The following is a 21,717-nucleotide window of genomic DNA, read 5'->3' as shown; positions in this document are numbered from 1 at the left end:
GGTTTGAAAGGGGCTCTTTTATTGGTTTAGTTGGTTTAGTTAAAGTAATTTACTTTAATCTATTTCATTAGCAGGTGTATTGAGTATATTCAATTCAACAGGGTCAGTTGATTGTGACATTAACTGTGCCTGAATCTCGACTAATTTGGCTTGTATGATGGTCAGATTTTTTCCACCTAATCTCAGTAATAGTTTTTGTGCATGATTTAATGCTTCTAATGTTGGATTATTATATAAGTACATCACAGAAGGGGACTTTAATGAGATGGGGCCATTGATAACGGGCACGCTTAACGCCATTTCAATCGCATCATTTAACACGTCATCAAAGTCTGCGCCTGGTAACGAAATCTCTGCATAAGTTTGGTCAATGAGTGGTTTCAACATATGGTACGTTGCCACAATTTTTTCACTGTCAATTGAGTTTACATATTTTGTGTAGTTATCATAGCGATGATAATTAAGGACAGATACATAAGTTTTACCGTTACTCTCTTTTTTACGAAATGGTATGTCAGTCGCCATCAATGGACTAAAGCTAGCAAGAAACTCACCACGGCTAAAATTATCGATAAATACCACCGTGCTGCGTAACAGATCTTGCTCTAATAAATTATCAACAATTAATGTCTGTTCACTAAACTCTTCAATCGCTTCTAATACCACGGGATCAGACTCGTCGATCAAAGGTAAATTAGGGTCAATAACAATTTCAGTAGATTGTGCCGACGAATTTGGTAATTCACCTAAAGCCGAAGCCACTAACAGATCTTCCTCTTTTTGAGCTACTTCTACCTCTTCAACCTCGAGCGTTTCTTTAATAACAACAGTTTCTTGTTTTGGTTGGGCCATCGCTTCCTGTTGCTGAGTTTGTTTTAACGCCGCTAATTTCTCCATTTTATCGTTGAAATAAGATGTCAGTCCTAAACGTTGAATCAATTGCGGTGCAGTATCTGGATAAGCGAAAAAATAGGTGCTTGCGCCAAACATTGTGAGGCAAGTTAATATAAGCACAATATTAAGCCATGAATAGGCTTTCTCTTTTTTTGTATCGGGGTAAGCCATGCTTAGTGCGCTCCGTTGATGATAGATAGACTGAAGTTATAATAATTGAACAATATTGTACCAAGTTTGATTAAAATGATATTTAATTCATGAACATATTTTATGTAGCTTATCAAATCAGCTTAAATTAAGTTTAAAAAAATGACGTTACAAACCATTAAATGCTAAAAATGATACTAAGAACGAATTAATTGTAGACAATGCGTTTAATTATTCGGCAAGCGGAAAAATATATGTAAATAAAGTTTGACGATCACAACCCAACTCAGTAATATCTCGCCTCGTTGACAGGCATTAAGTTCTTACAAAGATTAGTTGCTTCAACAGTTCAGTTAATAACATGTGATAACATATACATTGATTAATAATGAACAGAGCGGATAGTGTTATTTACAATATATCCAATGCTCAAATACTCGGTGGTAAGTGTGGTTTTTAGCATATCTCCGGTATTTTGGAAAAGAGTTGGACCAGAGGGTTTGACCCTGTATTACAAAATACGAATAAATACTTGGTGGTAAGTGTGGTTTGTTAGCACATCTCCAGTGTTTTGAATAAGAGTTGGACCAGAGGGTTTGACCCTATATTACAAAATACGAATAAATACTCGGTGATTAGCGCAGCTTGGTAGCGCATCTGGTTTGGGACCAGAGGGTCAGAGGTTCGAATCCTCTATCACCGACCACATTTTGAAAACAATGAGAAATCGTTGTAAGATATAAATCCTGCTTTTGCGCCCTTAGCTCAGCCGGATAGAGCAACGGCCTTCTAAGCCGTAGGCCACAGGTTCGAATCCTGTAGGGCGTACCATTTTTAAAAAAGTTTAGTGGCGGATGTAGCTCAGTTGGTAGAGCCCCGGATTGTGATTCCGGTTGTCGCGGGTTCAAACCCCGTCATTCGCCCCATTTTTTAAATCTTAAGTTTAAAAATGTTTAAGTCGTTGCGGAATTGGCGGAATTGGTAGACGCGCTAGATTTAGGTTCTAGTATCGTAAGATGTGAGAGTTCAAGTCTCTCATTCCGCACCATTTAAACAGTAATATCAATTAGTTAATTACAATTCCTGACTAATTAGATATTAACAATATCGGTGATTAGCGCAATTTGGTAGCGCATCTCCAGTGTTTTGGAAAAGAGTTGGACCAGAGGGTTTAATCTTTTATTACAAAATACAAATAAAATACTCGGTGATTAGCGCAGCTTGGTAGCGCATCTGGTTTGGGACCAGAGGGTCAGAGGTTCGAATCCTCTATCACCGACCACATTTGAAACCCGTATTACTTTTTAAAAGTAATACGGGTTTTTTCGTCTTAATCTATTAAAAAATCTAAATTAGTCAAAAAGATAGCTCAGGCACTAAGCTGTCGCTTATTCGCTCCATCTATCACCGACCACATTAAGAAAACCGCTTTATGCTTAAACGCAAAAGCGGTTTTTTTTCGCCTTTAATTTGACAATATCAACCCAGTTTTAAACCAGTATTATTCAAATTTCCCTCTTTTTTAACACTACTTTTAGTCGCTTTGAATAACTAAAAAAACACTAAAATTTAGCTCGGTGACCAAATGGTGTCCATTTTGGTGACCAAGTTTATTAGTCACCAAAAAGGTTAAAACCATCGGCTTTAGCCGGTCAGCTTTAGCTATAATCTCTCTATTAGTGTTAGGAGGTAGTTATGGATTATAGATACGGCAGCCATACAGTTTTTAAAATTCAATATCAGTTTGTTTTTGTTACTAAATTTAGATACCAAGTATTACAAGGTGATGTTGGTTTGAAAGTAAGAGAATTAGTTCGGCAAACATGTAATGCCTTTGAAATTGAGATTTTAAAAGGAGTTGTGAGTAAGGAGCATGTTCATCTTTTAGTTTAAGCACCACCGAATATGGCACCCAGTGAAATAATGAGAAGAATTAAAGGGCATTCATCTGCTAAATTATTTGAAAGTTTCCCAGATCTTAAAAAGAGATATTGATGTCGTCATTTCTGGGCCAGAGGATATTTCTGTGTAACATCAGGAGATGTTACCGAAGAAATGATTAAAGAATGTCTAGAACACCACTTTGAAGTTAAAGGTGACGATAACTTTAGAACGGAAGGTTAATTCAACGGGTCTTTGACCCGTATCCGGACTTTAGTCCGTAAAACTAACCCACCTACTTTAGTAGGTGGTTGTTGAGTTAAAGCGGATTGATTACTGTTTTTTTTAGCCATCTACCCTGTAAATAATTCTGTGTAATTACCATTTTTACCAGATGATTCTTCAAGCGGTCTTCAAACTCTATTATAAACCAGCTCATCGTAGCTCTCCGCTGTTGAACAGTTTTGACCATTTATTTGATGCCGCTCTAATTACTAAACAAAGGCACTTGTTGTGACAAAAGGAACGTTTGCTGAGTTATATAGTGTCCAACAGGTTGATTATATCGTTCATTGGAAGGTGTCTAAGTATTACCTACCAACAATGCCCTACACCATCATTTCAAGTGGTAGCTTGTCTTTATCAAGGTAATAGCATCTTGTTCTTTAAGGCATTGGGCAATTCAAACAGGAGAAAGGACTTCAGATAATGAATTGTAATGTTCAGGAGTGAAGGCTTCAATAGGGTGAAAGTCGTAATCTAAAGTCACAAAAATACCGACGTTGTTTGAACATCGGATTTTGATCACATATACCTAAAAATAAATACTTTTTATTAACTGATCAGCATTACATCTTAGGTTGCTATTTTTGTTGATTTTAGATCGTCACAATCGATTTATGGAGTGTCTTCTACAAATTAAGCAAGCCATGTAAGTATCAACTTCGTCTATACTTTTTACCATCAGATATTCGTTTTATCAGCTTTGTTGGAAATCCATTCTTGCATGTCGGTTTTTAGTTGCTCAGATTTTTTGCCAAAAATAGCTTGTATTTCATTATTAATGATAACTACTTTTAAAGCGCCTAGTTTTTCTATTGTTTTTTGGTCAACAATTTTTACTTTATCTACTTTTACACGTAGACGAGTAAAACAGGCGTCAATGTCAGTGATATTGTCTTTGCCACCAAAAGCCATAACAAGATCACTAGCGAGTTTTGCATCTGCTTTGTTAGAAATCCATTCTTGCATGTCGGTCTTTAGTTGCTCTGCTTTATTGCCAAAAATAGCTTGTACTTCATTCTTGACGATAATTACTTTTAAAGCGCCAAGTTTTTTTATTGTTTTTTGGTCAACAATTTTTACTTTATCTACTTTTACACGTAGACGAGTAAAACAGGCGTCAATGTCAGTGATATTGTCTTTTCTGCCAAAGGCTAAAACAAGTCTTTCAGCAGTATCTTCATAATTCGTTAATGGGGTGTTTGACATATTTACTACTCCTAAAACACAATTAAAGTATTGACTATTAACTGTGCATTTAAATTAAATGAGTTGTGTTGATTGATGTAAGTACGAGCATTCACTTAAAAGAAGTTAAAATTTATATTACACCAATCTGACTATTTTTGACCTAATATTAGATAGGGCAAACAAGTTAATTCAAAATAGATTTTCATATAAATATCTGTTTATATTGAATAAATTCTCGATAGGCAACAGGTTTTATCGTGAAATTATATACCACCACGAATATGTTGTTTTACTTGAGATTGATAAAATATTTTTAATTTTTTATCAAGTTCTTCATCAATGGGAGCCAAGTTACTTACCTGTGCATTTTTTATTACCTGTTGCGGGCTACTTGCTCCAGCAATAATGGTGCTGACCTGTGGTTGATCTAATAACCAACGTAACGAGGTCTCTAATAAGTTTAAATGGCTAGGCAGCATTGCTTTAAGCTGATCGACCAATTCAACCCCTTTATTAAACGGTAATCCATTAAACGTTTCGCCGACGTGAAATGCTGCACCGTCTTTATTATAATTACGATGGTCTTGCTCTGAAAACTTCTGATCTTTAGCCATTTTCCCGCTCAACAACCCACTCGCTAATGGTAAACGAACAATAACGCCGATATTATTTTCCGCCGCCTTTGGTAATAATGTTTCGATCGCCTTTTGTCTGAAAATATTGAAAATAATTTGTACCGTGGCAAGTTTGGGTACTTGGCAGCAAAATATGGCATCGTCAATCATTTCAACACTGGCACCAAAGTTTTTAATTAGTCCTTGTTGTTGAAAGTCTTCTAACCAATTAAATATTTCACCATTTCGTAATACTTCAGGCGGAATACAATGTAACTGAACTAAATCTAAAGCCTCAAGGCCTAAGCGCGTTATCGACCCTTGTATATTTTCCCTTACTTTATTTTTTGTGTAACTCGCAGGGAACAACGTTTCCCCTCGGCCCACCTTAGTGATAACAAAAGGCTTTTCTTTACTTTTTTTCAACCATCTCCCGATACGTTCTTCGCTGATTCCGCTACCATATACATCAGCGGTATCTAATAAATTGATACCTTCATCTGATGCTACCGATAATATTTCTTGTGCTTGTTTGTCTTCAAGAGGGCCAAAATCATTTCCCAATTGCCAGCAACCAAGGCCAATTTCAGAAACGTCAAAGCCCGTACTACCTAATATTCTTTTTTTCATTATTATTTACCTTGTAAATGGGAGGTATCCAATCATTGCTGAACGATTATTCATCGAACATAAATTAATTATTCAGCGTACTCAAATTGATTATTCGAAATGGTATTTTTGCCCAACTTGTTGTCGAATAGTATCCATGACCGTCATAGTGGCGAGCGTATCTTGGTGAGTGATGCCTGGGCTTTCTAATAGACCCCCACGAATGCAGGACATTGCTTCTTCAATTTCGTATTCAAAACCTGTCGAACGGAAAGGTTTATCTATTGTTAATGTTTCACTTTCGGTCACTAATGTGGCTTTATTTGTACACCAAAACATATCATGTATTTTGATTTGGCCTTTAGTACCATAAATACAAAAATCGTTACGGTGTTTTGCCATAAAACTACAAGTAAACTGTGAAAATCGACCATCGCTGTACTGCATATTTACAGAGGTATGCTCATCAACCTCTGTTTCAGTTAATAATGACGTCGCTTGAATAGATTCAGGGTTTTCCCCGTAAACCCACTGTGAGACAGTTATGTTATATATACCCATGTCTAACAAGGTACCTCCCGCCAAATCATGGTTATATAGTCGGTCGTCTAGATCTTTTGGTATACAAAAACCAAAGTTTGACTGTAACGATTTCACTTCACCGATAACACCCGCATCTAACCAATTTCTAACTTGCTTATAAATAGGCAGAAAACGTGTCCAAACCGCTTCCATTAAAAATAGACCTTTAGATTTTGCCAGTAACATTAGCTCTTGCGATTGCGCGGCATTCACTGTTAATGGCTTCTCACAAAGCACCGCTTTACCGGCTTCTAAACATAATTTAATTTGTTCATAATGAAAACGATGTGGTGTGGCAATATAAACCGCATCAATTTTTCTATCGTTCACTAGTTCATTGTAATCTAGATAGATATTTTCAATTTTATATTTATTAGCAAAGTTTGAGGCTCTTTGTTCATTGCGACTAGCAATCGCATAAAGTACGGCATCATCTATCACGGTTAATGCTTGAGCAAAGTTTTCAGCAATGCGCCCAGGTCCAATAAGACCCCATCGAAAGTGTTCCATCTTTTTTCTCCCTATGGTCGATAGTAGTATTAGCAAATTCATCAATAAAAACATGAGCAATAATATTAGTTTACCTAATAAAATATTGTTTACATATACCTATGCTTTAAACTCATTGTTTAATAATGTTAAACAATCTATTCAAAAGTTAGCTCTATAAGGATATGAAAGATGATCGATAAAAAAAATCTGCAAGGTATACCTGAATTTCTTAGGGTGGTTGATGATGGAAGTTTTAGTGCAGCGGCCAACATGTTAAACAGTTCGCGTTCAAGAGTGTCACAACTAATTACCCAACTAGAAAAAAACTTAGGCGTGCAGTTATTACATCGTTCAACACGATCTATTATGCTAACCGATATTGGAGAACAGTTTTATCGTCAATGCACACAGGGCTTATCCTATATAGAGCAAGCAATCGACCAAGCACAAGAAGATCAACAAACATTGGCAGGGGAAATAAGAATCAATGCGGTAGGTGGTATTTTTGGTGAGCAAATTTTAACACCGTTACTTTTTCTATTTATGGATCAACATCCTGATGTAATTATCACCTTAGATTTTAGCAGCGTGCATGTCGATTTAATTGCCCAACACTACGATATTGTAGTGCGTATGGGGCCTTTACCAGATTCAAATTTGATTGCTCGACCACTAACAAGTTTTAAAACACATGTTTGCGCTTCACCAGAATATTTGCATAAACACAAAAAAATTAGTCATCCTAAAGATTTACTCAAACATAACATCATTTTAGGATCAGTTCATAAATGGCCATTTACTAAGCTGAATTTGTTAGGGAATAATGAAAAAGAGCGTGACCATTATGAGTTAACCCTAAAAGGAAAATTTCACTGTGCGAATGGACATGTCAGCCGCCTTGCCGTATTAAATCATCAAGGTATCGCGCGTTTAACCGATTACCATATTAAAGATGACCTAGCGCAAGGACGTTTAGTAACGGTATTTGACGATTGGCAATTAAACGACAGTATAGTGTCGCTAGTTTACCCACAGGCGCGTTATAAAATTCTCCGCGTTCAAGCACTGATAGATTTTTTGCTACATAGCTTTGGAAGATAGTTATGAAGGGTAATATCTAGCTAATTGGGAAATTAAACTTTTTAACCTTAACTCTGGTAAATAAAAACGAAATTTATTTAATAATCAAATGGTTAAAATTTATCACAGTACAGTATTGATAGTTTTGTGTAGTTCCAGAAAAATCATCGTAGCAATAACTTGTTATTGGTAGCTAATTTAACGCAGAAACACACGAAAATGGCTGTGCAGTATCGATTGGATTATTGAACTGAGATTATTTATAAAAAAGCAAACGGCAAGCCTTGGAGTGTTTAGATGAATCTCAAAATATCGAAGATCAATTCCTACCTTAGAAATGGATGATCATCTTCGCTAAGTATTTTCCGAGACTTGTGTGCTAATGCAATGTACGTTATTGGGGTATGGTTTTGAAGCTAATATTTACACTTAATGATGCAGGTAATGCGAATAATAAAATTAAACTTGTAGTAGAACTGCTAGAGTATTCGGTTTCCACATTGGCAACGATCAGTAATATATAAATACAAAAACCATATATTACAATTGTTTTTTTTCTTATTACTGATACTTTTAGGCAAACTGAAAGTATGAGCATTCACAATTTTTAAAATAAAAAATTTTACTTATAATTTAAAGCGTTGAATCTAGTTTTATGACCGAAATTTACACAAGTTGTTTTAACAATAGTTAGAAAGAAGAAAATGTTAATTTTTTGATTGAAATGCTTTTCCTATTAATATGGGAAGAGAGATAAGTCGTGATAAATTTAATTATTACAAATTTATTATTTCGGAATATAGATTATGGCACGTAAAAAAGATAAACAAAGTGGAAAGGGATCTGCTGGTCAAAATCGCAAAAAAAGTGAAGATTTTTTACTGAAATACCAACAAAAAGATGGCGTCATATTTTCTCATTCAGGGTTAATGTACCGAGTTATTGAACAATCAGAAGGTCGCTATCCAACCATTGATGACAGTGTTGAAATTCACCAGCGAATTTTATTAACTGATGGTTCAGTTATCGCTGATACTTACCAAGTTAATAGCCCAGAAAAATTTAGCCTTGAAGAAGCCATTGACGGGTTGACTGAAGGTTTACAACATATGCCATTGGGATCGAGATACGAATTTGTAATACCTTCTGATTTAGCTTGGGGTAAAAAAGGCAATGGCGGTAAAATAGGTGCCCATGCAGTACTAGTTATTGATGTACGCTTAATAGATATATATTAATGATAAGGGTACTAAAAAAGTGACCGTTTTGCTGGTTAAGATAATCACTAACTTCGTGATGTGTTTGAACATGAGAAAACCTTCTTCAGAAAATCATGCCTTGTTATAAATAATTTACTCTGCGCAGTCTCAGATCACTATATTAATTTTATTGGTATTCGATAAAAGTTGTATCGACTTTTAATCGTTAGTATCAAGGAAAGTGTAATGTCATTTTAATTAACAAATTTATCTGATTTTAGGGAGCGTTACACAGTAACTTACACTACATTTTTTTATAAGAAGCCCCAAATTACTGGTTATTATTGAAAATAAAAGTTCAAGTAATTTGAAACCGTACTTAATTAATTTTTTACCAAGGTCTTTAAGCATGCAAACACTGAGTAAAAATGTTAAATCTGCATTGAAACAAAATTTAGTGCCAGGGGTAGTATTACAATTGTTTGCAGTGCTCACTGCATTGTGCTACTTCTATTATGAGCCAGCGGCTGTCGTCTTTACCTATTTGAGTGATTTAAAAAGTCAATATGGTTGGAAATATGCGATGTTATCAACTTCTCTTTTTGGTGGGTTTATCCCCTTTATTTACCTCGTTTTAACCAAACAAATTAATGAAAAAATTGCCGCTGTCGGTCTTTTTTATGTTCTATTTTGGGCTTATAAAGGTGTTGAAGTAGATTTTTTATATCAACTTCAAGAGAATTGGTTTGGCACTGGTAATGATGTAGGCACGCTAGCGAAAAAGACGATTATTGACCAATTTGTTTATGGCTCTCTATGGGCAGCACCGAGTATGGCGATTGCATACTTATGGAAAGATAAGCTTCTTAATTTTCGTCAAACATTTGCAAATATTGATAAGTCGTTTGTATTCGTGCAAATTCCCACAACATTGGTTACCAACTGGATAATTTGGATTCCGTCAGTCTTGATTATTTATTCAATGCCTTCTGATTTGCAAATTCCATTGTTTAATTTTGTGTTATGTTTCTTTGTATTGCTTCTTTCTAGTATCAGTAAAAAAAAGACATAAAAAATCTTGGTTACCCGCATTTGTTAGCCATAAGTTTACCTTAATGAATTGTCATGACGGATTCATTAAAACGGTCACTCTTTGGCCCTCCAAAGCGCGACATAAAATAGAAACTAAAAATAACTTATTTTGTATTAATCGGTGGATAGTATGATTAACAATCCAATATTAAAAGGCTTTCATCCTGACCCTTCTATTTGTCGCAATGGTGAAGATTATTATATTGCAACGTCTACTTTTGAGTGGTTTCCCGGTGTCAGAATATTCCATTCCAAAGATCTCAAAAACTGGCGTCTTGCTGCAACACCATTAGATTCAGTCGATATGTTAGATATGAAAGGAAACCCAGACTCAGGTGGAATTTGGGCGCCTGCTTTGAGCTATTCTGATGGTTTATTTTGGTTGTTATTTACGGATGTGAAAGTCATTGATGCCCCTTGGAAAAATGGGCGAAATTTCTTAGTCACTTCATCAAGTATCGAAGGGCCATGGAGTAAACCTATCCCGATGGGGAACGGCGGTTTTGATCCGTCATTGTTTCATAGCGATGATGGTCAAAAGTATTATGTGTATCGCCCTTGGGGGCCAAGAAATCATAGTGATCCATACAATAAAATAGTGATGCAAGCATTTGATGCTAAAACAAATAGATTGGATAAAAAACGAATTACCATATTTGAAGGGACTGACCTCAAATATACGGAAGCACCTAACATTTATAAGAAAGACGGTTATTATTATTTATTAACTGCTGAAGGTGGTACAAGCTTTGAGCACTCAGTAACGGTGGCTCGTTCGCAAGATCTCTTCGGTCCTTACGAACTAAGCCCTCATGGCGCATTAGTTACAACGTGGCATACACCTAGCAACGAGATACAAAAAGCAGGACACGGCGCACTTGTCGAAACCCAAAACGGTGAATGGTTTATTACCTATTTAGCGAGTCGTCCACTGCGCTTTCCTGATAAACCGCTGCTTGCAAAGCATGGTCGTGGAATGTGTCCTTTGGGTCGTGAAACTGCAATTGATAGAATCGAATGGCAACAAGGTTGGCCAATCACCGTTGGTGGGCCACATGCTAAACTGCAAATTCCAGAAGCAAATTTACCCGCCTGTGATTGGGGGATCTCTGAACATTTTACTGATAACTTTGATAACTCTAAACTAGATAATAACTGGCAAACATTACGTATTCCCTTTACCGATAAACTAGGCAGTTTAACTGAAAAATCAGGCGTGTTAAGGCTTTATGGAAATGACAGTTTAGTCTCACTCTTTGAGCAATCAACGATTGCTACACGCTGGCGTCACCACCATTTTAGCGCACAAACTAAAATGACATTTTCACCTGAAAATTTCCAGCAATCAGCAGGAATTTGTTGTTATTACAACACGAGTAATTGGACTTACTGCCTTATTGATTTTGATGAAGAGTTAGGTAAACGTTGCTTGCGTCTGATTCAGATTGACCAACAGATTGCAACTTTTCACCATTATGATGGTAATGAAATTATTGTGCCTGATAATATTGCACATGTCTGGATGAAAGTTGATGTTGAAGGTCTCGATTATTACTATAGTTACTCCTTTGATGGTGATAACTGGATACAGTTTGAGAAAAATTTCGAATCTTGGAAGCTATCAGATGACTATATTAATGGCCGTGGTTTCTTTACCGGTGCATTTGTAGGTTTACACTGTGAGGACATAAGTGGTGATGGTTGTTTTGCTGACTTTGAATCATTTACTTATCAAGCCAAATAAGATGAACGATTTATACTCGTTACCAATCAAAATAGTGTGTTTTCACCTATTTAAATTAAGGAAAGTGTATTGATGAAAAAATTTGGATTTATAGGCTTAGGTATTATGGGTAATGCAATGGCATTAAACTTAGTTAAAGCAGGATTAGATGTAACGGTTTGGAATCGAAATAGTGATAAATGTGATGAGCTAGTTGCACTTGGTGCTCATCAAGGAAAATCACCAAAGCAAGTTGCTGAAACATGCGATATTACTTTTACTATCGTTTCTGACCCTGCCGCTGCGTTAGCTATTTGCGATGGACCTGATGGTGTATTAGCAGGCATTGGAGAAGGTCGCAGTTACATTGATATGTCTACTGTTGACGATGCGACTTCACAAACTATTTCAGCAGCAATCATAAAAGCGGGAGGGCGCTTTTTAGAAGCACCTGTTTCTGGGACGAAAAAGCCAGCGGAAGATGGCACCTTAATTATTTTAGCTGCAGGTGACAAGTCTCTTTATGATGATGCTTTACCTGCCTTTGAAATAATGGGGAAAATGTCGCCTTACCTCGGTGAGATTGGTCAGGGTGCTAAAATGAAACTTGTCGTTAATATGATTATGGGGGGGATGTTAAGTATTTTCAGTGAAGGAATGTCACTTGGCCTTAAAGCAAACCTTGATGGTCAACAGTTGTTAGATATTATTGATGCAGGTGCAATGGCAAACCCTATGTTTAAAGTGAAAGGACCCATGTTGTTAGATGAAAATTACACAACAAGCTTCCCACTTAAACATATGCAAAAAGATATGAGGTTAGCTGTCGACTTAGGTGATAAATTAAATTTAACGTTGCCTACAGCAGCGATTACAAACGAATCTTATAAACAGGCCCGCAAAGCCGGTTATGCAGAAGAAGATATAGCTGCGATTTATAAAACAGTGAAATAAAGTTTAATCATTAAATTATATCGATTATATATTCTTGTCTTGGAACATTATGAGTTTAGCTATGTTATTCGTACCATTAATCGCATGGCCTTTATTTAAGCTAGCACCACCTTGCATATTTTTGTTTTCGTTGCGATTGCAGTCGCAGGGTTGATGTTATTGTCTATCAGTAATGGCTGCCAATAATCAAGCAGTCAAATCTGGTTTATTTGCTCCGCTCTTGTACTCGCAGTATATTTTAATTTTAACAGTCTTTATGCACAATGCATTTCGCCGTTTTCTTTTAACTGATATTCAGTTAATCGTAACGGGATCATCGAGGTTTTTATTTCAGCTTATATGGAGCTTTACTTCGAACTGTCGGTGTTGATATTTGGCTATAGCTTGGAATGAGTCTATTAATCGCGACAAGTTTACATTACCTAATACAAGCCATCCGCCATTGGAAATTAAATATGTCGTAACGGCAAATGCTTCCATTATTATTGTATTAGAACCTATTTGGAGGGGCAAACTGAGTATTTGATAGAACGAAAAACTGATACATTCAATAAAAATATTGTTTTGTTTACTGATTTTTTTCGTTATTAATTTGACGTCGAGGTGCATCAACAGGCTCTTTAATAATAATAAGTAAAAACATCATTGTTGGCAACCGGTGAGCAATCGCATGAAATACGTTATCAATTACTAAGTAATAATTTATACGAATACAGTCCCTAATTTGTATAAAGATTTACACAAAAAATCCCTCAACCTTAAAAGAATTGAGGGATTTTTATCTTTTAGTTCGCTGATGGTTTGTAAGTATTTAGCTTAAAAGGAAGTGCACCTTTTTTACTAATATCTAATAGCAATACGCTACCCGCAAGAGGTTCTTTTTCTAAACTTTCTTTATTTAAGCCCTGTGCAGCACTTGTGACAATTAATTGATTAAGGTTTATTCCACCAAATGCAATCATCGTCGGTTGGCTAATAGGTAAATATATTTCATCAATTTTTTCTCCTTCAGGAGAAATAACACAAATTTTACCCGTGCCATACATTGCAATCCAATAGTTACCTTCAGCGTCTACAGCGGCACCATCAGGGTATTCATCTTCTTGGGTAAATTTATAAAAAAGTTGTGCTTTTCCTAGCTTTTTTGTTGTTGAATTATAAGGGTACTTTAAAATTTTTTGTTTCGGCGTATCAGTAATATATAACCATTTACCATCGGGAGAGAATGCTTGTCCATTTATAATTGTATAGCCTTCCATTATCGTTTCGCAGATAACACTATTTTTAGTAATGTCAAAATAATACAAGTTTCCAGTCGCAGTCGTTGCATCTCCAATTGTTCCAGCGAGTAGATTCCCATCCGGAGTCGGTACGCCATCATTAAACCTTTGCGTAGGTTGATCATTTTCAGGGTCCATTATAAATTGAACAGCAGAGGAGAAATTTTCAAGAAGAAATAGACCAGATGATGCAGTCAAAATAATCTGATTCGTTTTGGTAAAAGCAAAACAAGCAGGGTTGAAATCGAATATGCGTGAGAATAATTTTTTATTTAAAGTGTCATAGCGATAAAGTGCTTTACCTAAAATATCGACCCAATACCATGATTCCTCTTGTTCATTCCAACGAGGACATTCCCCTAATTGCATCTCTAATTGTGCAAGTGTTTTTATGGTTGACATATTAATTGGCTCTCTTGAATCATGTTCGTTATATTTTTTAGTATAGTGGAACGTAGTTTTATTATTCAGGGTGATAATCAATCTGTTATTAATACTTTATTAAGGCTACCTGTTTTATAATGATATAAGTCGCTGTCGGTTTGTGTAAAAAGTATTCTTTATATTGGATTTTTTAACAGTACTTATTTCAAAGCTTGCCGTGATTGCTATACTATTTGGCTAAACTCTTTCAACTACTCGTTTTAAATTTATATTTAGGTCTGTATTTAAAGTGTCCTATTGAGTTTTGTTTAAAAGTAATGATATATACCATTACTTTTGTATCAATGAAAAACGTACCCACGTTTTTGAACGCCAGCGTTTAAACATCACAATGCCACGAATCCATTCATCCATTCCGATAGCTAAACATGCGCCTAAAACACCATATCCCCAATATATACCGAGCATATAACTTGAAAGAACTGCGATACCCCACATACTCAGGATCCCTATTTGAACTGGAAACTTAATGTCACCAGCCCCTTTGAGCGCAGAGATGAAGATTAGATTAAATACACGACCTGATTCAATGAAAATTGATGCAGCTATCAGTATTGCGACGAGTGCAACAATTTCTTTGTCTTGTGTAAATAAATCTATAATCGGATATCTAAAAGTAAAGATTAATAATATTGCTGAAGTAGATACAATTAAACCTACTAAAAAATATTTTTGTACTCGTATTAAGATATCATCGTGCCAGCCTTTACCAATAAAATAGCTTGTTTGTATTTGTGCTGCTTGTCCTAATGCGAGAGAAAAGGCAAATGATAGTCGCGTAATGTTTTGCATATAAGTTAAAGCGGCTAAGGATGATGTTCCCATTTGAACGACAAAATATACAATCGTCATTTGAGCCATATTGTAAGAAAGTATCTCACCAGCATTCATTGCTCCAATCTTTATTATTCTTTGGAAGATTGCATTAGGAATGTTTCTAAAGTCTTTAAATGGTAGCTCAATATCTTTGGAACGAATTAATTGGCACATTAGAAGGGTTGCGACAATCTGGCTTGAGACTGTCGCAATGGCTACACCGGCTACGCCATATACAGGCAATCCAAAAGGTTGATATAGTGCAATATAATTACCTACAATATTAACAATACCTGCGACAAGATTGATAAACATAGGTGATCTAGAATATCCGTGACTTCGCAATATCGTTGTCAATACGATACCAATGGTTATGTTGAAAGTGAATGAACCACTAATGATCAGGTAATCATAGCCAAATTGAGCTACTTGATCCTCTAAGCCAAAAAGTGAAATAAACGATTTAGCGCCTAAAAATACAGTAATGCTAAGCGCTCCTCCAACAACAACTGCTAACAAAATACTGGCAACGCCTACTTGAGCTGATTCTAATGTACGTGATGCTCCATTGTATTGTGCTATAAGAATGCCTGTACCACTGCTGACCATCATAGAAATTATGATTAGAAAAAACGAAATTTGGGCTATAACGCCAACTGCTGAAACAGCAAGATCAGAGTAGCCACTGAGCATGAAAACATCGGTAGTATTCAGTGCTGTGCGTAATAACACTTCTATAAAAATGGGCCAAGTTAACGCTACAATATTCATGCGTTTATTGAGCGTTGAAGACGAACTAAGCATAATAACCTTGATTGATTATGAAGGAGGAGGGACTATTGTTTGCAACAAACACATAGGAGTCTAAACGTTTGCTGGAAGTTAAAGCCACTAATTATTTAAAAAAGTAAATTAAAGTAATAATTCTATATGAGCGACCCTACCTAAAACAATGCAAAATATGGTTTATGTATTATTGTTTTTTCCCTTCTTTTTATTATGAATTACTGCATGTATTAGGTTTCTAATGACTGATTTGGTGTAGATGTCTGTGCATCACTCATTACTCGCATTACAGACTCAGTTATTGAGCGGTCGTTGAATGATAATCTAGGCGATTAGGTAGTCTCTATCCCGTCGTTTGCCTTGATTGTATTGTGTTTAAAATTATCCAAAATAAGCACTTCATCAACAAAGCAATATATTCTTCATTAGGCATTGGTCAGAAATAGTTATTAGGGATGTGGATGTCAAAAATGGTGTATTGTTAGATGTAAAAAAAGAGCTAACAGATAAATCTGTTAGCTCTTCTCATTAATAGTATTTAACTGTCATTAAACATTAAAGTAGATATAAATCCTTAATGAATAATCAACGTTAATCTATATGTTATTCCGCCACTGTTATCGAAATATCATCAACATAAAAGTCAACTGTTGTTTCACTTGCTTCAACATACAGGTTAGCTTCATTTGCTTCGGTTGTTATCGTATGCGTGTAAGCACCTGTTAGTTCTACCCAATCACCCGCGGTAACTGTTTCTGCCATAGTAAGTTCAAGATAATCAACGGTATCTACACCGTATTTTATTTCTAGAGTTAGCTTCATATCAGGTGTAACTGTACTAGCATCATCAGACAACCTAACCCATGCAGAAACGTTATAAGTTTCATCCGCTGTGAATAAGCCTACAACATCTTTTGATATACCATTCCAAGTAGCCGTGCGTCCTGTAACTAAAGCACTATTGTTACCGGTGTGTGCCTGGGCAGTGTTTAATGTTACTGTTGCAGCTCCATCTCCACGCGCTACCCATGAATCAAGTCCCGTTTCAAAGGTTGTGTTAAAGAATGCCGTTTCAGGGACAACTACCTCAGGAACAATAGAAATATCATCAACATAAAAGTCAACTGATATCTCACTTGCTTCAACATAAAGGTTAGCTAAAGTTGCTTGTGTTGCTATCGTATGCATGTAAGTACCTTGTAGCTGTACCCAAGCACCTGCACTTACTGCTGTAGAAGGAGTTAGTTCAAGGTATTGATTTTCTCCTTCTCCGGTATTTATTTCTAGTGATAGCTTCATATTAGGTGTAACTGTACTAGCATTATCAGATAGCTTAACCCATGCAGAAACGTTATAAGTTTGACCCGCTCTGAATAAGCCAACAACATCTGTTGAGATACCTTGCCAAGTTGCCGTACGTCCTTCAACTAAAGCGCTATTGTTACCACTATGTACTTCAGTTGTTTCTAACGTTACTGTTGCAGCTCCATCTCCACGTGCTACCCATGGTTCAATGCCAGCTTCAAAATCACCATTAGTTAAGATATTTTTAGAATTAGAATTAGAATTAGTATTAGAATCAGTATCGGTTTTAGCATTTAATGCTTCAGCAAAACCTTTTAACGCAGGTTTTTGGTTTAGGTCAGCATCAAACATTAATGGCCAGTCAATATTGCCGTAAAGGCTGATAATCCAACTGTCTGGATCAGATATACCCCATACCGTAATACCACCACGCTGTGCAGCAGGAACGACGTCTAAATAAGCTGCGACGATTGATTTGTAGCGTTGTTTTTGCGTCTCAGCAATTGCTGCTGTTAATGAAGTTGCATTCGCATCTTTATTCATACGAACGTCTAGTTCAGTGATCTTAACCTGTAGACCCGTATTCGCGGCTTTTTTTAATGCAGCAGTAATATTTTCGATGGTTGGGAAGGTATCTGTTACATGCATTTGGAAGCCAATACCATCAATGAGATTGTCTTCTTGTAGTCCATCGATCATGGTAAGCGCAGCGGTAAGCTTCGTATCATTCATCTCAAGATTGTAATCGTTGTAGTAAAGCTTCGCGGCAGAGTCTGATGTATCTGCTGCACGTGCAGTTGTATAGGCAATATTAATGTAATCTTCACCTATTTTCTCAGCCCAAGATATGCCGCCAAAAGTCTCGTTACTACCGCGATATGATCCATCTTTATCATTGAAAGCTTCATTGACTACATCCCAACTAGCAATATTTTTTCCTGCAAAGTGCTGCACAACCTCGGTGATGTGTGTGTTCATCACGTCAGTACAATCTGCTACATCGGTACAATCTTTCATCCAAGCTGGAGATTGGCTATGCCACACAAGAGTGTGCGCATGTACGGTCATACCATTATCATCAGCATAATCTACCAATGCATCCGCTTTATCAAAAGTAAAATCACCTTCATTAGGCTGTAGACCTTCTGGTTTCATGATGTTTTCGGCGGTGACCTGATTAAAGTGCTGTATTACAATCGCACTAATATTAGTATCTGTGATATTGGATTCAGATACTGCTGCACCGATTGGAAAACCGTCTCCAATTCTACTTGCAATTTCAGATAGGTTGCTTATCGCTGGGGTTTCAATCACTGTTTGATTGTCTGTTTGAGCATTTTTTTGATCATCACTTAATTCGCCGGAAAGGCAACCTGTTAATGTTATTGTTGTGCCGAGCACTAATATTATATTTTTAACGTTATTCATTGTTAACCTCGTGTAATTATTGAGTATAGATGAGCTTGATTTCATTTCTCTCAAATTAATGGCTGAACAGTGTCGAGGTATTTTTAATCGGAAACAGTATAAAATATGGTTAATTTGTTGTTGTTTTTTCCCCAATGTTTGATTGTGTGAATTGACACACGTATTTGCTTTTGGCCCATATATAAATATCTTATCATTAAATAATATGGTCATTAATATATCTATTTTACCTCTTCCAGGAAGTAATGATGGTTATGCTCTTTATGCGGTTATTATTACACAGGTAATTAAGTCATTATTGTTCCAAAAGAAAAATGTTTAAATTTTCACTTGTTACGCTATAACCCGATGCACTCAAATACTTCTTGTTCTGTATGCTGTGATCCTGATAATGAATAGACCATTAGGTGTCAAGCCGATGATTGCCGAGTAGCATGCCCTAGATAAACAGGCTGCCTAACATATAATTATTTATTTATTCTTGATGATAAAACTTCAATATTTTTGTGATGTAGAGCACGTTAAACAAATAGGTGAGTTTTCATATCAAATTTCATAATTGAATGAATCTACTAAAAAGCCAAATATTATCCTGAACTATATGCACAATTAATTAAACTGGAAAATCATAGGCATGACGGGATTATTTAAAAAAGTAGGTAGAATCAATGACGAAGAAAAAGACTCAATTCGTCCTCTTTTATTTGAACGCCACAGTGCAGAATACCTTGGCAAGAAGATCCTTGCTGATTACTGCGGTCATGATGATTTACTCAAAGATATTGTTGATGATGAACCAATAGCAGTGAAATAATCAGTTTCCTAAGGGAATAAGGAAAATGTTGTGTTGATAAGTAATTATTATTTAAAACATTATTCCAAACTAGTGGTTATTAACCTTTTTCATTCAAATTTTGTTCAATCAAAAGCATTCTGAGCAAGGCCTTCGATTGAAAACAATGATGTTACCAGCAAGATTGATTAGGTACTTGACTAGGTTACTATTAGTTCCAATCTGAGTATGTTCGATGAGAGACCTGATCGTTTTTTTAATTTAATACCAGTATTCGTTTATTATCAGATAGTTAGCGAATATTGTGTTTGCATGTTATCTATTAAACAACCAGTTCAGTGATACTGGTATAAGTATAATCGAGACTAATTATGACGCATAATATTTTAAATCCAATATTAAAAGGCTTCAATCCTGATCCATCTATTATTCGTGTCGGGGATGACTACTACATTGCAACTTCAACTTTTGAGTGGTTTCCTGGTATTCAGATTCATCATTCAAAGGATCTTGTTAATTGGCGACTAATTAGTCATGCCTTAACTAGAACATCTCAACTTGATATGAAAGGGATGGACAATTCTGAAGGCGTTTATGCTCCAGCACTTACATACTCTGATGGGAAATTTTGGCTGTGCTTTTCTAATGTGCATGCTTGTAGAGGCGGGAACTGGATGGCAACACCGAGCTTTGTCATCACAGCGGATAATGTAGAAGGCCCATGGAGTGATCCGGTTTCAATTGGTAATTATGGGTTTGATCCTTCTTTATTCCATGATGAAGATGGCAAAAAATATATGTTGAACATGGTCTGGGATGGCAGAGCAAATAGAAACTTCTTCGGGGGGATCGTATTGCAAGAGTTTGACCCCATTGCTGGCAAACTGGTTGGTAATGCACATAATATTTTTGAAGGAACGGTATTAGGCTGCACCGAAGGGCCACAAATGCTGAAAAAAGATGGTTTTTACTACTTGATAACTGCAGAAGGTGGAACAGCACAGGACCACGCGGTTACTGTTTGCCGTTCTAAAAATATCTTGGGTCCCTATCAAGTTCACCCTGACAACCCTATTTTAACCAGTCGTTTTCAGGAAGAGGCCGAGCTTTCTCGTGCGGGTCACGGTTTCCTTGTCGAAACACAAAAGGGCGAATGGTATCTAAGTCACCTGTGTGGTCGTCAAATTCGTAATCCTGAAGGTTACCAATTTATGCCTAAATATAACGATGTATTTTCCATTTTAGGGCGTGAAACTGCACTACAAAAAGCACATTGGCAAGACGGTTGGCCATATGTCACCTCAGGAAAAACCCCCGTTGTTGAGGTGGATGCACCAGATCTAGCTTTATGCCCATGGCCAACCGTCGCTGCACGTGATGATTTTGACAGCAATATACTGCGCCTTGATTATCAAACACTGCGTGAACCTATAAATGAAGAGTGGGTTTCATTAACTGAGCGTCCAGGTTACCTACGCTTAAAAGGGCGTCACTATCTTTCTTCGCGTTACGAGCAAAGTATGATTGCACGTCGCTTTCAGTCTCATCATGCGAGTGCCGAAACTAAAATGGAGTTTAGTCCAAATACACCTTATCAAATGGCGGGGTTATGTGCGTATTACGCTAGAAATGGACACTATTTTCTCAAGATGACCGCAACAGATGAAGGCAAGCGTGTTCTGCAAGTGGTGGGTAACATTAATGAAAACTACGGGGAATATTCAGAAGAGGTCGCCATTGGTGATGTCAGCGTTGTATATATGCGCTTAGTACTTGATAAACAATGGTATAAATTCAGTTATTCTCTCGATGGAAAAGCTTGGCACGCCATTGGTCCTGCATTAAATAGTACACCTTTATCTGATGAAGGTGGCCCCGATATTTTCCGCTTCACAGGTAGTTTTGTAGCATTATTTGCTGCAGATATTACCGGACTGAAAGCATCTGCTGATTTCGACTATCTTGAATACTTAGAGTCTTAACGCCATCAACCTCATTTTTAAATAGAGGCGTAAATTTTTCAATAAGGGGGGATAATAAGAATGTTTATTTTCCCCCCTTTTTTACGAGTCAATCTAAATCAAAGAGACTAAATAATATAATAGTAGTAAAAATCATAGGA

At 36.4% G+C, this 21,717-nt stretch carries 14 protein-coding genes, 5 tRNA genes and 1 pseudogene; 13 read left to right on the top strand and 7 right to left on the bottom strand.

What is annotated here, in order from left to right; translation table 11 throughout:
- Nucleotides 1–54: 54 nt before the first annotated feature.
- Nucleotides 55–1,065, bottom strand: a complete 1,011-nt coding sequence (locus MT390_RS04090; protein ID WP_499439735.1) for a DUF3014 domain-containing protein — start codon at nt 1,063–1,065, stop codon at nt 55–57.
- Between the two features lie 608 nt (nt 1,066–1,673).
- On the opposite strand from MT390_RS04090, the gene MT390_RS04085 reads away from it, so the two are divergent.
- From MT390_RS04085 to tnpA, 6 genes and pseudogenes are all read left to right on the top strand, one after another.
- Nucleotides 1,674–1,750, top strand: a tRNA-Pro gene (locus tag MT390_RS04085).
- 48 nt (nt 1,751–1,798) lie between these two features.
- Nucleotides 1,799–1,875, top strand: a tRNA-Arg gene (locus MT390_RS04080).
- A 19-nt stretch (nt 1,876–1,894) separates the two neighbouring features.
- Nucleotides 1,895–1,970: transfer RNA gene (locus MT390_RS04075), tRNA-His, on the top strand.
- A gap of 37 nt (nt 1,971–2,007) precedes the next feature.
- Nucleotides 2,008–2,092: transfer RNA gene (locus tag MT390_RS04070), tRNA-Leu, on the top strand.
- A 157-nt stretch (nt 2,093–2,249) separates the two neighbouring features.
- Nucleotides 2,250–2,326: transfer RNA gene (locus MT390_RS04065), tRNA-Pro, on the top strand.
- Between the two features lie 413 nt (nt 2,327–2,739).
- Nucleotides 2,740–3,168 (top strand): annotated as a pseudogene (gene tnpA, locus MT390_RS04060) (IS200/IS605 family transposase).
- A 720-nt stretch (nt 3,169–3,888) separates the two neighbouring features.
- Here tnpA and MT390_RS04055 read toward each other — a convergent pair.
- The 3 genes from MT390_RS04055 to MT390_RS04045 all read right to left on the bottom strand — a co-directional run bounded on the left by MT390_RS04055 (nt 3,889) and on the right by MT390_RS04045 (nt 6,713).
- Nucleotides 3,889–4,416 (bottom strand): glucose PTS transporter subunit EIIB, encoded by a 528-nt coding sequence (locus MT390_RS04055; RefSeq protein WP_499439734.1) that lies wholly within the window; start codon nt 4,414–4,416, stop codon nt 3,889–3,891.
- A gap of 245 nt (nt 4,417–4,661) precedes the next feature.
- A complete protein-coding gene (locus MT390_RS04050; RefSeq protein WP_499439733.1) occupies nt 4,662–5,642 on the bottom strand; it encodes an aldo/keto reductase in 981 nt (326 codons plus the stop codon).
- 90 nt (nt 5,643–5,732) lie between these two features.
- Nucleotides 5,733–6,713: a Gfo/Idh/MocA family protein gene (locus MT390_RS04045; RefSeq protein ID WP_499439731.1), complete on the bottom strand. Its 981-nt coding sequence runs from the start codon at nt 6,711–6,713 to the stop codon at nt 5,733–5,735.
- 171 nt (nt 6,714–6,884) lie between these two features.
- Between MT390_RS04045 and MT390_RS04040 the strand changes: the two genes are divergently transcribed.
- From MT390_RS04040 to MT390_RS04020, 5 genes are all read left to right on the top strand, one after another.
- Nucleotides 6,885–7,796: a LysR family transcriptional regulator gene (locus tag MT390_RS04040; protein ID WP_166371193.1), complete on the top strand. Its 912-nt coding sequence runs from the start codon at nt 6,885–6,887 to the stop codon at nt 7,794–7,796.
- Nucleotides 7,797–8,581: 785 nt separating this feature from the next.
- The gene (locus MT390_RS04035) at nt 8,582–9,013 is read left to right on the top strand and encodes an FKBP-type peptidyl-prolyl cis-trans isomerase (protein WP_182689716.1); all 432 of its coding nucleotides are present in this window, start codon (nt 8,582–8,584) and stop codon (nt 9,011–9,013) included.
- A 370-nt stretch (nt 9,014–9,383) separates the two neighbouring features.
- A complete protein-coding gene (locus MT390_RS04030) occupies nt 9,384–10,046 on the top strand; it encodes a hypothetical protein (RefSeq protein ID WP_499439728.1) in 663 nt (220 codons plus the stop codon).
- A 150-nt stretch (nt 10,047–10,196) separates the two neighbouring features.
- Complete coding sequence (locus tag MT390_RS04025) at nt 10,197–11,810, top strand: glycoside hydrolase family 43 protein (RefSeq protein WP_499439726.1); 1,614 nt, start codon at nt 10,197–10,199, stop codon at nt 11,808–11,810.
- Nucleotides 11,811–11,882: 72 nt separating this feature from the next.
- Nucleotides 11,883–12,743, top strand: a complete 861-nt coding sequence (locus MT390_RS04020; protein ID WP_166371201.1) for an NAD(P)-dependent oxidoreductase — start codon at nt 11,883–11,885, stop codon at nt 12,741–12,743.
- Between the two features lie 785 nt (nt 12,744–13,528).
- Here the strand turns inward: MT390_RS04020 and MT390_RS04015 are convergent.
- The 3 genes from MT390_RS04015 to MT390_RS04005 form a co-directional block, all read right to left on the bottom strand.
- On the bottom strand, nt 13,529–14,425 hold the full coding sequence (locus MT390_RS04015) for an SMP-30/gluconolactonase/LRE family protein (protein ID WP_499439725.1): 897 nt from the start codon (nt 14,423–14,425) through the stop codon (nt 13,529–13,531).
- 312 nt (nt 14,426–14,737) lie between these two features.
- Nucleotides 14,738–16,087, bottom strand: coding sequence for an MATE family efflux transporter (locus MT390_RS04010; RefSeq protein WP_166371205.1), 1,350 nt, complete (start codon nt 16,085–16,087; stop codon nt 14,738–14,740).
- A 585-nt stretch (nt 16,088–16,672) separates the two neighbouring features.
- The gene (locus MT390_RS04005) at nt 16,673–18,802 is read right to left on the bottom strand and encodes an endo-1,4-beta-xylanase (RefSeq protein WP_499439723.1); all 2,130 of its coding nucleotides are present in this window, start codon (nt 18,800–18,802) and stop codon (nt 16,673–16,675) included.
- 634 nt (nt 18,803–19,436) lie between these two features.
- Between MT390_RS04005 and MT390_RS04000 the strand changes: the two genes are divergently transcribed.
- Both MT390_RS04000 and MT390_RS03995 read left to right on the top strand, forming a co-directional pair.
- Nucleotides 19,437–19,616 (top strand): hypothetical protein, encoded by a 180-nt coding sequence (locus MT390_RS04000; protein ID WP_166371209.1) that lies wholly within the window; start codon nt 19,437–19,439, stop codon nt 19,614–19,616.
- Nucleotides 19,617–19,966: 350 nt separating this feature from the next.
- A complete protein-coding gene (locus MT390_RS03995; RefSeq protein WP_499439721.1) occupies nt 19,967–21,577 on the top strand; it encodes a glycoside hydrolase family 43 protein in 1,611 nt (536 codons plus the stop codon).
- Nucleotides 21,578–21,717: the final 140 nt, after the last annotated feature.

It is taken from the genome of Vibrio sp. 2-Bac 85 (assembly GCF_037546705.1).
Taxonomy (GTDB): Bacteria; Pseudomonadota; Gammaproteobacteria; order Enterobacterales; family Psychromonadaceae; genus Psychromonas.
The sequence above is the reverse complement of the archived record's forward strand: the minus strand, read 5'-3'. Positions and strand labels throughout refer to the sequence as shown.

Coding starts and splice junctions, on each gene's coding strand:
- MT390_RS04090 (WP_499439735.1), bottom strand. CDS start 1,065: ATGGCTTACCCCGATACAAAAAAAGAGAAAGCCTATTCATGGCTTAAT.
- MT390_RS04055 (WP_499439734.1), bottom strand. CDS start 4,416: ATGTCAAACACCCCATTAACGAATTATGAAGATACTGCTGAAAGACTT.
- MT390_RS04050 (WP_499439733.1), bottom strand. CDS start 5,642: ATGAAAAAAAGAATATTAGGTAGTACGGGCTTTGACGTTTCTGAAATT.
- MT390_RS04045 (WP_499439731.1), bottom strand. CDS start 6,713: ATGGAACACTTTCGATGGGGTCTTATTGGACCTGGGCGCATTGCTGAA.
- MT390_RS04040 (WP_166371193.1), top strand. CDS start 6,885: ATGATCGATAAAAAAAATCTGCAAGGTATACCTGAATTTCTTAGGGTG.
- MT390_RS04035 (WP_182689716.1), top strand. CDS start 8,582: ATGGCACGTAAAAAAGATAAACAAAGTGGAAAGGGATCTGCTGGTCAA.
- MT390_RS04030 (WP_499439728.1), top strand. CDS start 9,384: ATGCAAACACTGAGTAAAAATGTTAAATCTGCATTGAAACAAAATTTA.
- MT390_RS04025 (WP_499439726.1), top strand. CDS start 10,197: ATGATTAACAATCCAATATTAAAAGGCTTTCATCCTGACCCTTCTATT.
- MT390_RS04020 (WP_166371201.1), top strand. CDS start 11,883: ATGAAAAAATTTGGATTTATAGGCTTAGGTATTATGGGTAATGCAATG.
- MT390_RS04015 (WP_499439725.1), bottom strand. CDS start 14,425: ATGTCAACCATAAAAACACTTGCACAATTAGAGATGCAATTAGGGGAA.
- MT390_RS04010 (WP_166371205.1), bottom strand. CDS start 16,087: ATGCTTAGTTCGTCTTCAACGCTCAATAAACGCATGAATATTGTAGCG.
- MT390_RS04005 (WP_499439723.1), bottom strand. CDS start 18,802: ATGAATAACGTTAAAAATATAATATTAGTGCTCGGCACAACAATAACA.
- MT390_RS04000 (WP_166371209.1), top strand. CDS start 19,437: ATGACGGGATTATTTAAAAAAGTAGGTAGAATCAATGACGAAGAAAAA.
- MT390_RS03995 (WP_499439721.1), top strand. CDS start 19,967: ATGACGCATAATATTTTAAATCCAATATTAAAAGGCTTCAATCCTGAT.